Source organism: Marinobacter koreensis (assembly GCF_023156285.1).
Taxonomy (GTDB): domain Bacteria; phylum Pseudomonadota; class Gammaproteobacteria; order Pseudomonadales; family Oleiphilaceae; genus Marinobacter; species Marinobacter koreensis.
On sequence record NZ_JAKZAJ010000003.1, the window covers coordinates 133,286 to 147,434 of the forward strand.

A 14,149-nucleotide genomic window follows, 5' to 3' on the forward strand; every position below is an offset into this window, starting at 1 on the left:
ACACTTGCGTTGATCACATAGGACACATAATGAGCGAGAGCTTTGCGGATCTTTTTGAAGAAAGCCTGAAAGAAATTGACATGCAACCGGGTTCCATCGTCCAGGGAACCGTAGTTGACGTCGACAACGACTGGGTCACCGTTAACGCCGGACTGAAGTCCGAGGGCGTTATCCCCGCCTCCCAGTTCCTCAATGAAAAAGGCGAGTTGGAAGTAGCTGTCGGCGATGTTGTCGATGTGGCTCTCGATGCTGTTGAAGACGGCTTCGGTGAAACCCGTCTGTCCCGCGAGAAGGCCAAGCGTGCCGAAGCGTGGAAGGTTCTGGAGAAGTCCTTCGAAGCAGAAGAAGTTGTCAAGGGCGTGATCAATGGCAAGGTCAAGGGCGGTTTTACTGTCGACCTGTCTGGTATCCGTGCCTTCCTGCCGGGTTCACTGGTAGACGTTCGTCCGGTTCGCGACACTGCGCACCTGGAGAACAAGGAACTGGAATTCAAGGTTATCAAGCTCGACCAGAAGCGGAACAACGTGGTTGTTTCCCGTCGTGCCGTTCTGGAAGCCGAGAACAGCGAGCAGCGTGAAGCTCTGCTCGAGACCCTGACCGAGGGTATGGAAATCAAGGGTATCGTCAAGAACCTGACCGACTACGGGGCGTTCGTGGATCTGGGCGGTGTTGACGGCCTGCTGCACATCACCGACATGGCGTGGAAGCGCATCAAGCATCCGAGCGAAATCGTGAACGTTGGCGACGAGATCAACGTCAAGGTTCTGAAGTTCGACCGTGAGCGCAACCGTGTATCCCTGGGTCTGAAGCAGCTGGGTGAAGATCCCTGGGTCGATATCAAGGGTCGTTACCCGGAAGGCTCCAAGGTTACTGCACGCGTAACCAACCTGACCGACTACGGCTGCTTTGCCGAGCTGGAAGAGGGTGTTGAAGGTCTGGTACACGTGTCCGAAATGGACTGGACCAACAAGAACATCCATCCGTCCAAGGTTGTTCAGGTCGGTGACGAAGTAGAAGTCATGATCCTGGATATCGACGAAGAGCGTCGTCGTATTTCCCTGGGTATCAAGCAGTGTGTATCCAACCCGTGGGAAGACTTCTCCAGCAAGTTCAACAAGGGCGACCGTATCTCCGGTAAGATCAAGTCTATTACTGACTTCGGCATCTTCATCGGTCTGGAAGGCGGTATCGATGGTCTCGTACACCTGTCTGACATCAGCTGGAACGAGACTGGCGAAGAAGCCGTACGCGAGTACAAGAAGGGTGACGAAGTCGAGACCGTTATCCTGTCTGTTGATCCCGAGCGTGAGCGTATCTCCCTGGGTATCAAGCAGCTGGAAAGCGATCCGTTCGCCGAGTTTGTACAGCTGAACGACAAGGGCTCTATCGTCAAGGGTACTGTTTCTGCAGTTGACGCCAAAGGCGCAACCGTAGCCCTGAACGATGAGGTTGAAGCGGTACTGAAAGCCTCTGAGATCAGCCGTGACCGTGTTGAAGATGCACGCAACGCGCTGAAGGAAGGCGAAGAAGTCGAAGCGAAGATCATCAGCATCGATCGCAAGAACCGCGTCATCAACCTGTCCATCAAGTCCAAGGACGTTGAAGACGACAAGCAGGCGCTGGAAAGCGTTCGCAGCAAGGCGGCTGAATCTTCTGGTGCGACCACCATTGGTGATCTCATCAAGGAGCAGATGCAGCAGCAGAACGCCAACAAGGAATAAATTCCCTGTCAGCGTGAAAAAAACGGGCTCTAAGAGCCCGTTTTTTTTGTGTTTTTTTATGGTTTGGCTAAACTAGGGCAATGGGTATGCGGTAATAGGCTGCCGAATAATAAGGAAGAGGGAAGCGCCTCATGACGAAGTCCGAACTGGTCGAACTGATTGCATCCAAGCAAACCCAGTTGTCTGTTAAAGATGTTGAGCTGGCGGTTAAAACCATTATTGAGCATATGTCCCAGTCGCTCGCAGATGGTCAGAGAATTGAAATCCGGGGATTTGGCAGTTTCTCCCTTCACCACCGGGCAGCAAGGGTTGGGCGTAACCCAAAAACCGGCGAAGCTGTGAACCTGCCGGCCAAGTATGTGCCTCATTTCAAGCCGGGCAAAGAGCTTCGGGAACAGGTTAACGATAGCCTGAAAAAAGGCTTCTAGAATTCAACAGGGAACACTAACCCCGGGCCGATAGGGTCTTTGGAGTGCTATCACTATGGCAGGATTACAGAAGATCCTCATTATTCTGTTGGTACTGGTCCTGGTATTGCTGGCACTTGTGTTCTCGCTGAATAACCAGATGGCGGTATCACTCAACTTCCTGTTGTTTGAGACTCAGCCCCATGGTGTTGCTGTCTGGATTATTATGGCGTTTGTCATAGGCGCACTTTTTGGCGTACTGATGACTGTGCTGGCGACCGTTCGAACGTCAGTTTCGCGCCGTACCCTCAAAAAGCGACTCGATCGAGCCGAGCAGGCATTGGAAAAGACCAGGGCCGAGAACGACCGGACGCTTTAATGGATATTGTGTTTCAGTGGCTGCTATTGACGGTAGCGGTTGCAGCGGGCTGGCTTGCGGGTCGGCTCGGCAGCCATAACCGGCGTTCCCAGACCTCCATAGCTGACGAAGAATCTGTCCGCGATCGCCTCCAGTTCCTGTTTACAAACTATTCGGATCAGGCGGTCGAGAATTTCGTGCAGTCTCTCGCCGTCAACAAGGAGACCGTCAGCCTCCACCTTTCGATCGGCAATCACTTCCGTCATAAAGGCGAGACGGATCGCGCCATTCTGATCCACCAGAATCTGCTGGCCCGACCGGAATTGCCCGGCCGATACTCGCCCCAGGTCACCATGGAGTTGGCGCTCGATTACATGAATGCCGGCTTGCTGGACCGGGCAGAGGCGTTGTTGCACCAGATCCTTGGCGATCGGGAGTATGGTCGCGAGGCCGCAATGCATCTTATCGAGCTGTATCAGCAGGAGCGGGAATGGGGCAAAGCGGCGGATGTCGCCAGAACCCTGACCCGGGGTGATTCGGATCCTGCGTTGCTCAAAGCCCTCGCTTACATTACCTGTGAATTGTCCGAGCAGGCGCTCAAGCGGGACGATCGCTGGACGGCCCAGAAGCTGGCGAAGGAAGCCCTGGAGTACGATCGGTCCTGTGTTCGGGCCACTCTGATTCTCATGAGCCTTCATATTCGTCAGGGCGGTTTCAGAGAAGCCGGAAAAGAAAGCCTGAAAGTGTTCGATCAGAACCCGGAGTTCGGGCCGGAGGCTATTGATCGGTTAATGAAGCTGGAGCATGAACACGGCGACGTAGGTCGTCTGGGCAAGAAGCTTCGCAAACTCTATGAAAAGTACCCCAGCACCAGTCTGTTACTCGCTCTGGTGGAGTCGGTAGAACGGTCCGCTGGCCGGCCGGCTGCCATCGATCTGCTACGCCAGGAACTGGAAGTGCGTCCGTCGGTTCGCGGGTTATTGCGGCTGGTTGAACTGGCCGGTTACGAAAAAGGCATGACGACCGATGAAGGGCGCCTGGTCAGCCGGATCGGCCATCTGCTCCTGGCAAACCGTCCTGTTTATCGCTGTGTGAGCTGTGGTTTTTCCGGGCAGCAGCTCCACTGGCTGTGTCCCAGCTGTAAACAGTGGGAGACCATCCGTCCGATTCAGGGCGTAGAGGCCGAATAACTCTTCTTCAATCGCAGGATTTTACCCGTGCAATCTTCCATCGATCCCAAAATCATCGTCGCCCTCGACTTTCCATCCCAGGATCCGGCTCTCGCATTGGTGGATCAGCTTGATCCCTCCAAATGTCGACTGAAAGTGGGTAAGGAGTTGTTCACCCGTTCCGGGCCGCAGCTCGTTCATACCCTGCAGCGCAAAGGGTTTGATGTCTTCCTGGACCTGAAATTTCACGACATCCCCAATACGACGTCCGCTGCCGTTGCAGCGGCAGCGGACCTGGGCGTCTGGATGGTTAACGTCCACGCCTCCGGTGGCGAGAAGATGATGATCGCCTGCCGTGAGCGGTTGGAATCCTTTGGTGCCGACAAGCCTTTGCTGATCGCGGTAACCGTGCTGACCAGCATGGGCGCTGAGGATCTGGCGGGCATTGGCATCACTGATTCCCCGGAGGTCCAGGTCTCCCGCCTCGCGACCCTGACCAGAAATTGCGGCCTTGATGGCGTTGTCTGTTCCGCACAGGAAGCGCCAAAACTGAAAGCCGAGCAGGGCGCTGACTTCAAACTGATCACTCCGGGTATCCGCCCGTTGACCGCCGACAAGGGCGACCAGCAGCGTATCATGACGCCCACGGATGCTCTCAAAGCCGGTTCCGACTACCTCGTGATTGGCCGGCCGATTACCCAGGCGCCGGATCCTCTGGTAGCCCTGGAGGCTATCCATTCTGAGGTGGTGGGGCTCTGATTTCGTCGGGCTTTTGACTTCGGCCCCCCTGGCCTGTTGGTCTGGCGGGCTGGTGCTCCGGGGCGGCCCTCCCAAAAACCGCTACGAGCACGTCCATGTGCGCTTGACTGTGGCCGTCCATGGCCACAGACATTTTTGGGAGGGCCGCCCCGCAGCACCGATCCGGCCCACCACCAATACATGAAGGCTAGGGCAGGGTTAGATCTAAACAACCGAAGGCAGACTCAGAACCGAGACAATAAAAAACCCGCTAACTCAGAGAATTAGCGGGCTTTCGGAATAGTGGCTCCCCGAGCTGGGCTCGAACCAGCGACAAACGGATTAACAGTCCGTTGCTCTACCAACTGAGCTATCGGGGAACGTCGTCGTGTGACGAGGCGCGTATATTAAGTTGGCGATACGGCCCCGTCAACCCCTGGCGAGAACTTTTTAGCCCAGCGCTTTCTGCAGGCGTTCCACGGCTTTCTGCAGGTTCTCCATGCTGGTGGCGAAGCTCAGCCGCATGTGTCCCGGGGCGCCGAACGCCGAGCCAGGGACGATGGCGACACCGGCTTCTGACAGCATTTTTTCAGCGAACTCCACGTCAGTACTGACGCTGTCGTCTGCATCAATAGCGCCCTGGAAGCTGGGGAACACGTAGAAGGTGCCATCACCGTTGAGGCACTCCACGCCGGGCAGTTTGTTCAGAGCCTCGACCAGCCAGTCGTGACGCTCCTTGAACGCCTTGACCATCTCACCCACGCACGCCTGGTCTCCGTCCAGAGCCGCCGTCGCCGCAGCCTGGGAGATCGAGCAGGGGTTGGATGTACTCTGGGACTGGATTTTCTTCATCGCACCGATGATCTTCGCGGGGCCTGCCGCATAACCGATTCGCCAGCCCGTCATCGAATAGGCCTTGGAGACACCGTTGAGCACAAAGGTGCGCTCATAGAGTTCCGGACAGGCGTTGACGATGTTGCAGAACGGCTTGCCGGTCCAGAGGATCGGCTCGTACATGTCGTCCGTTGCGATCATGATGTTCGGGTGCTTCTTCAGCACCTCGCCGATTGCCCGCAGCTCCTCCAGGGAGTAGGCCATGCCACTCGGGTTGGACGGGCTGTTGATCACGAACAGGCGGGTGCGATCGGTGATCGCGTCTTCCAGTTGTTCCGGCGTGATCTTGAAGCGGGTCTCCGCGCCGGTCTCGATAATGACCGGCTTGCCCTCCGCCACGAGCACCATGTCCGGGTAGGAGACCCAGTAGGGAGCAGGGATGATCGCTTCGTCACCCGCGTTCAGTGTTGCCAGGGCAAGGTTGAAAAAGCTTTGTTTGCCACCACTGCTTACCAGTATCTGGTTGGCTTCGTATTCCAGGCCGTTATCCCGTTTGAACTTCGCAATAATCGCTTTTTTCAGGGCGGGCGTACCATCAACGGCGGTGTATTTGGTCTGGCCGTTCTGGATGGCCTCAATGGCCGCCTGTTTGATGTGTTCGGGAGTGTCGAAGTCGGGCTCGCCGGCACCGAGGCCGATGATGTCCTGGCCTGCCGCACGAAGTTCTGCGGCCTTGTTGGTCACGGCGAGAGTGGGAGAGGGCTTGATAGCCTGTACTCGGCTGGAAAGTTGAAGGTCCAAACTTTGAGCTCCTTAAAGCTGCGTCTTATTGGGCTTCGATCGGCCGGGAGGAGTCTCAGTGTCTGGCTGAATTTCGCCCAGCCGTCGATCGCAACGATGGTATCATGAAGCCAGCGTAACGCTAAATTTCTCGTAGGCATTAGTCCGTCCCGGACTGACGCCCGTCAAGACCGGAGGTTGTCCGCCCCTTATGGCCAGTAAAGAATCCGTTACCGCCAAAGACGGTGTGTTCAGAGTCGATTCCCCCTACAAGCCAGCCGGTGACCAGCCCAAGGCTATCGAGGGGCTGGTGGATGGCATCCACTCCGGGCTGGCCCACCAGACACTGCTCGGGGTGACTGGCTCGGGCAAGACCTTCACCGTGGCCAACGTGATCGAGCAGGTGCAGCGGCCCACGATCATCATGGCCCATAACAAGACGCTGGCCGCGCAGCTGTACGGAGAATTCCGGGAATTCTTTCCGGACAATGCCGTGGAATACTTCGTCTCCTACTACGACTATTACCAGCCGGAGGCGTACGTGCCTTCGTCCGATACCTTTATCGAGAAGGATGCGTCGATCAACGAACACATCGAACAGATGCGTCTGTCGGCAACCAAGGCGCTCCTGGAGCGCCCCGATGCGATCATCGTCGCCACCGTATCGTCGATCTACGGCCTTGGTGATCCCCAGTCCTACCTGAAAATGATGCTGCACCTGGACCGGGGTGACCAGATCGACCAGCGCTTCATTCTGCGTCGACTCGCGGAGCTGCAGTACACCCGGAACGACGTGGAATTCCATCGTGCCAACTATCGGGTTCGCGGCGATGTGATCGATGTATTCCCGGCAGAATCCGAAAAGGAGGCGATCCGGATCGAGCTGTTTGATGATGAGGTCGAGAACCTCAGCTACTTCGATCCCCTGACCGGTGAGGTATTACGGCGGGTGCCCCGGGTGACCATCTACCCCAAGTCCCATTATGTGACGCCACGACAGACGGTGCTGGATGCGGTGGAGCACATCAAGGTTGAACTGGATGAGCGCCTGCAGCAGTTGCGGGACAACAACCGGCTGGTGGAAGCCCAGCGTCTGGAAGAGCGGACACGATACGACATCGAAATGATGATGGAGCTGGGCTACTGTAACGGCATCGAGAACTATTCCCGCTATCTGTCCGGCCGCCGGCCGGGTGAGGCGCCGCCCACGTTGTTTGACTATCTGCCTCCGAACGCGCTCCTGGTAGTGGACGAGTCCCACGTCACCATTCCCCAGATCGGCGCCATGTACAAGGGGGACCGGTCCAGGAAAGAGACGCTGGTGGAGTATGGTTTTCGGCTGCCATCAGCGCTGGATAACCGCCCGATGCGCTTTGAGGAATGGGAGCGGATCGCACCGCAGATGATCTTCGTGTCGGCGACCCCGGGGCCCTATGAGGCGGAGCATGCCGGACAGGTCGTCGAGCAGGTGGTTCGTCCGACGGGGCTGCTGGACCCGGAGATCGAGGTGCGGCCGGCCTCCACACAAGTGGATGACCTGCTATCGGAAATCCGGGCCCGCGTATCAGTGGAGGAGCGAGTGCTGGTGACCACGCTCACCAAACGGATGGCGGAAGATCTGACCGACTTCCTGATGGAACACGATGTCCGTGTCCGGTACCTGCACTCCGATATTGATACGGTGGAGCGGGTGGAAATCATCCGGGACCTGCGACGCGGTGAATTCGATGTGCTGGTCGGCATCAACCTGCTCCGGGAGGGCCTGGACATGCCGGAGGTTTCCCTCGTGGCGATTCTCGATGCCGACAAGGAAGGGTTCCTGCGCAGTGAACGATCCCTGATCCAGACGATTGGCCGTGCCGCCCGGAATGTGCATGGCAAGGCCATCCTGTACGGCGACCGGATCACCGGCTCCATGCAGCGTGCCATCGACGAAACCGAGCGTCGCCGTGCCAAGCAGGAAGCGCACAACGAGGAGCAGGGCATTACCCCTCAGGGACTGAACAAGAAGATTGCGGACATCATGGAAGGCGCTGCAGGTGGCGGCGGACGTGGGCGTCGTCGTGCCGAGCGGCCAGGCCAGAAGGCAGCCGAGGAAGCTGAACAGTATCGGGCAAAAGCCGGAAACCGATCACCTGAGGAAGTGCTCAAGGAAGTGGCCCGTCTTGAAGACGAGATGTACAAGGCCGCTTCCGATCTGGATTTCGAGACCGCCGCACGTCTGCGGGACGAGATTTCCGAATTGAAGGAAGCGGCCATCCGGACCGGCTGATCAGTCGGTCCTTCGCGGGCCTACAATAACCGCTGCCTGAAGAGGCTGGTTTCGGCCGTACCGGGACATCCGGGTAAAGATCCGGCGGTCTACAGGCAGGTACTGTTTGTCCGCCACGGTTTCGCCCGCTTCCACATCGATCTCCGGATCGTGCAGATAGACGAACTGATCGTCCATAGCACAGACGGTCACCCAGTGGGGGATCCGGCTCCGGTTGAGCTGCCAGGTGCTGATCAGTATCACGGGAATGCGCCCCTCGTGAAGCGCGGTTTCCATGCCCTCGAGCGTCAGGGGATCGTGGTGGAGTTCGATATCGGTCTGGCCGATATCCTGAATAAACCCCTCATGCACCAACTCCAGAACACGTTTCTTGTCCTCATTCCGGACGGTGTCCTTGAACAGGGCTCCCTCCTGGCTGATCCAGGCACTGGCGTAGAAGCCCCGGTGCCATGCGGCCAGGGCAAGCCCATGGGGGCCGCAGCCACCGTGGCCTGAGAGCATGAAAATGGTGGTGGCCTCCCGCCATATCTTCAGCTCTTCGCCGGTGTTCAAAGATTGATGCTCATCCAGTGCCGCCATGGCCATCAGCAGAGCAGAGGGACCACAGGTGAACTCGGTCGTCTGGGGGTAGTAGGGCACCGGCGGGAATTCCCGTGATGGCTCATAGTAGAGAATGCGCCGCTCGAACCGCAGTGCATCACCGTGATCCTCGTAATAGTCGCGATACGTCCCGAATTGGCGGTAGCCGAGGCGTCTATAGAGGTTTATCGCGCTCTTGTTGTCTTCGCGGACTTCGAGTCGCATGACGATCCGGTCTGCGTCTACCGCTTCCTGTTCCGCTTCCTGAACGAGCCTTTCCCCGATACCCCGGCCACGTGCGTCCGGGGAAACGGCGATGGAGTAGATCCGTGCCAGGCGAGTGGCCGCATTCATCAGGACCAGGCAATAACCCACCAGTTGGTCGTCCAGCTCGGCGACAATCAGCCGGTCCCTTGGCATTTCGAGAAAGCGGCGGAAGCTCCTGCGGGAAATCCGGTCTTCATGGAAGCTCCGGTTTTCCAGTGCGACCAGAGCGTCCAGGTCGTCGCTCTTTGCCTGTCGAAGTACAACCTCAGCCATGTTGGTCAGTGCCTTGCTATGGGTTCGTGTGGGCATGCTGGCGGGCTTCCCTCATGGCGCTATTATGGTAGAGAAACGTCGCGACACAAGGGCCGGACTCATGCGTAAAAGCACGCATTCCCGGCTGGTTGTGTGAATCTGGGGTGGAGCGTATTGTTGCCCAAAAACCGGCACGACCTTCAGGGAGGAATGCCATTTCATGTCCCGTTTGCTTATTGTTGTCGATCGCGCCACGGACTGGGCGCCTTACTATCCCAGCGAGGACGTGCTGACGTTCGAACAGTACCTCCATTTTTCCTCCTCCGGTACGTCACGGGTTCGCGTCATCAACCTGTGCCAGAGTGCCCGTTACCTGAGTCAGGGATACTATTGCTCCCTACTGGCGGAAGCCCGCGGCCACAACGTTGTGCCTTCGGTGATGACGCTGAACGATCTCAGCCGGAAAGGGCTGTTTTCACTGGAGCTGACCGAGCTGGATCCCAGTGTGATTCAATGGCTTGAGGAAGCAGGCTCCCGAGTGCGCCCGGGTCATGACGACAGCGGTGCCACCCACGAAGTCCGGGTTCGGACCTACTTTGGCCAGGTTCAGCATCCGGAGCTCAAACCGGTGGCGAGGGCGTTGTTCGAACACTTCCCCTGTCCCATCCTTGAGGTCGTGTTCAAGCGCCGTAAGGCGTGGCAGATCGAGTCCATGCGGCCAGCCTCTCCGGCCGATCTGTCAGAGAGCGAGCAAGACGTATTCGCGGCTGCCCTGGACCGGTTTAGTACGATCGTCTGGCGCAAGCCCAGGACCCGACGTCGCTATCGATTCGATCTGGCCATGCTGGTCAACCCGGATGAAGCCATGCCGCCGAGTGATGAGGCGGCTCTGAAGCGGTTCGAGAAGGCAGGGCGGAAACTGGGGATCAATGTCGAGCGAATCACCCGTCGGGATTACATGCGCCTGCCGGAATACGATGGGCTCTTCATCCGAGAGACCACCGCCATTGACCATCACACCTACCGGTTTGCGCGCAAGGCTGAGGCGGAAGGCCTGGTGGTCATCGATGATCCGGTCTCCATCCTGCGGTGCACCAACAAGGTGTTCCTGGCCGATCTGCTTAAAAACAACAAGGTGCCGACTCCACGCACGTTGATCATCTCCAAGGATCAGAAAGACGCGGTGGATCGTATCGTCAGTGAACTGGGCTTCCCGGTGGTGATCAAGATCCCTGATGGTGCCTTCTCCCGGGGCGTGACCAAGGCAAAAGACGAGAAAGAACTCAAGGCCGGATTACGAGACCTGTTTCGGCAGTCCGCTCTGGTTCTCGCCCAGGAGTATCTGTACACCGATTACGACTGGCGGATCGGGGTACTTGGCGGGCGTGCGATATACGCCTGCAAGTACATGATGGTGAAAGGGCATTGGCAGATATACCAGCACGGTGAATCCCGGGTAGAGAGTGGCGGATTCGAGACGCTGCCCACTTATGAGGTGCCCCGGAACGTGATTCAGGCTTCGCTGAATGCGACTCGTTTGATCGGGAACGGTCTTTACGGCGTGGACATCAAGCAGTCTGGCAACCGGGTGGCGGTCATTGAAGTCAATGACAATCCGAGCATCGATTCCGGTGTGGAGGACAAGTTCCTTGGCGGCGAGTTGTATACCCTCGTGATGCAGGAATTTCTCTCCAGGATGGAAGCAAAGCGCCGGGCCTGATCAGGCCCGGCTGTTTCAGCCTTCGCCGATCCAGACGCGGACACTGCCGAACCAGGGGTAGCCGGAGAGTGTGTCGCGGACTTGCCCGGATGTGATCCCACCGGTTTTATCGGGTGAGTCAAAGAACAATTCCAGGTGCACCTGGTTTCTCAGGTAGTGCAGGCGTATGCGGCTGTCGGCGGGCAACTCCCCGAAATGCTGTGTCAGTGTCTGGAGGACATCCTGCCGCGAGGGTAGTGCTTCCGAGGTCGGCATTTCGTCCTCGTCATTCTCGGCATCGATGTGAAAATTGATATCCCGGATGTTGTCCAGGGTATCCCGCATGCCAGAAACAACCCGCATCCCGATCTGGTGTCCCTCTGAAACACTGATCTCAGGCCGGACCACCAGATGTACGTCCAGAAGAATGTCGTGCCCCATCCGGCGGCTACGCAGCTCGTGAACGTGACGTACGCCGTCGGTATCCCGGGCAATCGACTTGAGCATCTCGGTATCCTCCACCGAGAGCCCGGTATCGACCAGTTCCTTGACACTGTCCCAGGTGAATTTCCAGCCGATATGAATGATGATGAGCGCGATCACGACTGCCGCCAACAGGTCCAGCCAGACCCAGCCCAGCATTGCGCCGGCCGTCGAGGCCAGTACCACCACGGATGAGAAAGCATCGGTACGGCTGTGCCATGCGTTGGCAATGATCAGATCTGATCGGATGGCCTGGCCAACCCGCCGGGTATAATGGTAGATCCATTCCTTACCGGCGACGGACAATCCTGCAGCAACCAGAACCGGCCATTCCGGCACCTGATCAACCCCACCTTCAAAAAGACGTATCAGGTATTCCCAACCCAAAGCAGCGCCGACAGCGATCAGAATGCTGCCCAGCAACAGCGTTCCAAAGGTTTCGATGCGCTGGTGGCCATAGGGATGATCCTCATCCGGTTCCTGACGCGAAACCCGCATGACGCCCAGAACCAGAAGATCGGAGGCGACGTCGGTGAACGAGTGAACGCCATCAACGACCAATGCCTGGGAATGAAAAAGCACACCTCCGATGACTTTTATCACACCCAGTACGGCATCGAGGATCATTCCGATAATGGTGACCCGGGCCGCGGCTTTCATTTCGCCGTTCAGGGCTTCCTGATTTTGTCGGGTGGTCTGGGCGGGTTGTTCCATTCATGGCACTCCGGTGGAATCTGAGGGGGCGAGTATACCCCTAAACAGGGGATGCTTGTGAGGGGGCGCGGCAGCATTCCCAGGGCGATTCATTGTGCGATTTATGCACATGGTTGCGAATTAATGACAGAGGCGTCGAATTGGCTCGTCACTGGAAAATACTCTTGTGAACTCTATAAGCTATTGAAAAATATAGATAAAATAACTGGTCAAAAAATGATCAATTTGTAGGCTGGCGCAGTTATCAAGGGCTGGCAACGCTTGCCCCTCGATTTTCAACAGGGTTATCCACAGATTTCGTGGAAAAGCGTGTGGGAGGTTCATCCTTCAACCATTTACGTGCCATGGAAGGTAAACACGGGATGCTGTGGAAAACTTCCGGTATACTCCCGCAGCAGATTTTGCTGGAGTTTTACGATGTACGGTGCGATTCGAAACCTTCTGTTTCGCCTGCCTCCCGAACAGGCCCATAACCTGGCGTTGAGCAGCCTTGATCTTGCGCAGAAGCTGGGAATGCTCAGCCTTTTTGCCCCCAAAATAGATGCATTGCCGGTCAATGTTATGGGGCTGGATTTTCCCAATCCGGTCGGTCTGGCGGCCGGGCTCGACAAGAATGCAGATCACCTTGATGCGCTCGGCGCGCTGGGATTCGGTTTTATTGAGGTGGGTACGGTCACGCCCCGAGCCCAACCGGGCAACCCCCAGCCGCGGATGTTTCGGCTGCCCGAGCACCAGGCGATCATCAATCGGATGGGGTTCAATAACGAGGGCCTTGACCACCTGATTGATCGGGTTCAGCGGCGGAAGTACCAGGGTATCCTCGGCATCAACGTGGGCAAGAACAAGGACACTCCCGCCGACCAATCCGATTCGGACTACCGTCGTGGGATTGCGGCCGTCTATGCCCATGCAGACTACATCACCGTCAATGTATCCTCGCCGAATACACCGGGCCTTCGGGATCTCCAGTTCGGCGACGCTCTCAAGGCGTTGTTGGGCGCTATCAAGCAGGAGCAGCTGCGGTGTGAACAACAACATGGTCGTTATGTTCCGATCGCGGTGAAAATCGCCCCGGATATGGACGACACCGGTATCCGTTTTGTGGCAAATGCCTTGATCGAGACTGGTCTGGATGGCGTTATCGCCACCAACACCACCATCAGTCGGGATGCGGTGGTCGGCCACAGACATGCAGAGGAAGCCGGAGGCTTGAGTGGTGCTCCGGTTCGCGAGGCTTCGCTGAGAGTTATACAAGGGCTGTATGCCGAGCTGGGAGAGCGCCTTCCGATCATCGGCGTTGGCGGCATTACCGACGGCGAGAGTGCGGCTGAGAAGGTGCGAGCCGGGGCAAAACTGGTACAGATCTATACCGGCTTTATTTATCGTGGCCCGGCGTTGATTAGTGAAGCGGTGGAAGCCATCCGGAAGGATATTTCGGGGATCTAAAAAAAGATGGGCCCGCCAAGCGGGCCCTTGCGGGGAATAAACCCCGTTGCGCTTCTTCGCATGGTACGGGGCGGGAGGCCCCGTTTGGGTTGCTCTTGCTACTGCATCAAATTGTGTAAAAAGATCAGATCAGGTTTCGGGGTTTGTCTAGGCAGACGTTACGTCGGCCAGCCTGTGGATACCGGATACGCCGGTCATGCCCTCCCAGTTATCTTGTCGGCCTTCACGCCACCCGTTTAACCATTCCTGGCGGACTTCGGGCTGTTCAATCGGGCAGGTGTCTTTGGATTTACCGGACACGCCAGCGAGATAACCCCGCTTGTATGCACGAGCGTGCATGTCTCTTTTCTGTCTTTTCATGCCGTTCCTCACTGATGGATTAACAGAACAAGCGTGTACACTTCTGCAGTGACCGTGACAATCGGGTTTC

Annotated in this window: 12 protein-coding genes and 1 tRNA gene; 8 read left to right on the forward strand and 5 right to left on the reverse strand. The window is 57.3% G+C overall.

Going from position 1 to position 14,149, the window contains the following annotated elements:
• The first annotated feature begins 29 nt into the window (after nt 1-29).
• The 5 genes from rpsA (at nt 30) to pyrF (ending at nt 4,414) form a co-directional block, all read left to right on the forward strand.
• Nucleotides 30-1,721, forward strand: coding sequence for a 30S ribosomal protein S1 (gene rpsA, locus MLD04_RS08875; protein ID WP_008938049.1), 1,692 nt, complete (start codon nt 30-32; stop codon nt 1,719-1,721).
• A 131-nt stretch (nt 1,722-1,852) separates the two neighbouring features.
• On the forward strand, nt 1,853-2,149 hold the full coding sequence (locus MLD04_RS08880; RefSeq protein WP_008938050.1) for an integration host factor subunit beta: 297 nt from the start codon (nt 1,853-1,855) through the stop codon (nt 2,147-2,149).
• 55 nt (nt 2,150-2,204) lie between these two features.
• On the forward strand, nt 2,205-2,507 hold the full coding sequence (locus MLD04_RS08885) for a LapA family protein (protein ID WP_008938051.1): 303 nt from the start codon (nt 2,205-2,207) through the stop codon (nt 2,505-2,507).
• Nucleotides 2,507-3,676 (forward strand): lipopolysaccharide assembly protein LapB, encoded by a 1,170-nt coding sequence (gene lapB, locus MLD04_RS08890; RefSeq protein ID WP_248157173.1) that lies wholly within the window; start codon nt 2,507-2,509, stop codon nt 3,674-3,676. Before MLD04_RS08885 ends, lapB begins: the two co-directional genes overlap by 1 nt.
• Nucleotides 3,677-3,703: 27 nt before the next feature.
• Nucleotides 3,704-4,414 (forward strand): orotidine-5'-phosphate decarboxylase, encoded by a 711-nt coding sequence (pyrF, locus tag MLD04_RS08895; protein WP_248157175.1) that lies wholly within the window; start codon nt 3,704-3,706, stop codon nt 4,412-4,414.
• 283 nt (nt 4,415-4,697) lie between these two features.
• Here the strand turns inward: pyrF and MLD04_RS08900 are convergent.
• Nucleotides 4,698-4,773, reverse strand: a tRNA-Asn gene (locus tag MLD04_RS08900).
• 70 nt (nt 4,774-4,843) lie between these two features.
• Complete coding sequence (locus tag MLD04_RS08905) at nt 4,844-6,028, reverse strand: pyridoxal phosphate-dependent aminotransferase (RefSeq protein ID WP_248157176.1); 1,185 nt, start codon at nt 6,026-6,028, stop codon at nt 4,844-4,846.
• A gap of 190 nt (nt 6,029-6,218) precedes the next feature.
• Here MLD04_RS08905 and uvrB point away from each other — a divergent pair, with 190 nt between their 5' ends.
• A complete protein-coding gene (gene uvrB, locus MLD04_RS08910) occupies nt 6,219-8,279 on the forward strand; it encodes an excinuclease ABC subunit UvrB (RefSeq protein ID WP_248157178.1) in 2,061 nt (686 codons plus the stop codon).
• Here uvrB and rimI read toward each other — a convergent pair whose 3' ends face one another.
• Complete coding sequence (rimI, locus tag MLD04_RS08915) at nt 8,280-9,398, reverse strand: ribosomal protein S18-alanine N-acetyltransferase (protein ID WP_248158254.1); 1,119 nt, start codon at nt 9,396-9,398, stop codon at nt 8,280-8,282.
• Between the two features lie 199 nt (nt 9,399-9,597).
• Between rimI and MLD04_RS08920 the strand changes: the two genes are divergently transcribed.
• The gene (locus MLD04_RS08920) at nt 9,598-11,097 is read left to right on the forward strand and encodes a RimK family protein (protein WP_248157180.1); all 1,500 of its coding nucleotides are present in this window, start codon (nt 9,598-9,600) and stop codon (nt 11,095-11,097) included.
• A 15-nt stretch (nt 11,098-11,112) separates the two neighbouring features.
• Here the strand turns inward: MLD04_RS08920 and MLD04_RS08925 are convergent, their stop codons facing one another.
• Entirely contained in the window at nt 11,113-12,273 is a 1,161-nt protein-coding gene (locus MLD04_RS08925; protein ID WP_248157182.1) for a cation diffusion facilitator family transporter, read from the reverse strand.
• Nucleotides 12,274-12,690: 417 nt separating this feature from the next.
• Here MLD04_RS08925 and MLD04_RS08930 point away from each other — a divergent pair, with 417 nt between their 5' ends.
• On the forward strand, nt 12,691-13,719 hold the full coding sequence (locus tag MLD04_RS08930; protein ID WP_248157184.1) for a quinone-dependent dihydroorotate dehydrogenase: 1,029 nt from the start codon (nt 12,691-12,693) through the stop codon (nt 13,717-13,719).
• A 147-nt stretch (nt 13,720-13,866) separates the two neighbouring features.
• Here MLD04_RS08930 and rmf read toward each other — a convergent pair whose 3' ends face one another.
• Nucleotides 13,867-14,079 (reverse strand): ribosome modulation factor, encoded by a 213-nt coding sequence (gene rmf, locus MLD04_RS08935; protein WP_008938060.1) that lies wholly within the window; start codon nt 14,077-14,079, stop codon nt 13,867-13,869.
• Nucleotides 14,080-14,149 lie beyond the last annotated feature (70 nt).

What these genes read in the sequence shown, in the direction of transcription:
- rpsA (WP_008938049.1), top strand. Translation starts at nt 30, where the DNA reads ATGAGCGAGAGCTTTGCGGATCTTTTTGAAGAAAGCCTGAAAGAAATT.
- MLD04_RS08880 (WP_008938050.1), top strand. Translation starts at nt 1,853, where the DNA reads ATGACGAAGTCCGAACTGGTCGAACTGATTGCATCCAAGCAAACCCAG.
- MLD04_RS08885 (WP_008938051.1), top strand. Translation starts at nt 2,205, where the DNA reads ATGGCAGGATTACAGAAGATCCTCATTATTCTGTTGGTACTGGTCCTG.
- lapB (WP_248157173.1), top strand. Translation starts at nt 2,507, where the DNA reads ATGGATATTGTGTTTCAGTGGCTGCTATTGACGGTAGCGGTTGCAGCG.
- uvrB (WP_248157178.1), top strand. Translation starts at nt 6,219, where the DNA reads ATGGCCAGTAAAGAATCCGTTACCGCCAAAGACGGTGTGTTCAGAGTC.
- rimI (WP_248158254.1), bottom strand. Translation starts at nt 9,398, where the DNA reads ATGGCTGAGGTTGTACTTCGACAGGCAAAGAGCGACGACCTGGACGCT.
- MLD04_RS08920 (WP_248157180.1), top strand. Translation starts at nt 9,598, where the DNA reads ATGTCCCGTTTGCTTATTGTTGTCGATCGCGCCACGGACTGGGCGCCT.
- MLD04_RS08925 (WP_248157182.1), bottom strand. Translation starts at nt 12,273, where the DNA reads ATGGAACAACCCGCCCAGACCACCCGACAAAATCAGGAAGCCCTGAAC.
- MLD04_RS08930 (WP_248157184.1), top strand. Translation starts at nt 12,691, where the DNA reads ATGTACGGTGCGATTCGAAACCTTCTGTTTCGCCTGCCTCCCGAACAG.
- rmf (WP_008938060.1), bottom strand. Translation starts at nt 14,079, where the DNA reads ATGAAAAGACAGAAAAGAGACATGCACGCTCGTGCATACAAGCGGGGT.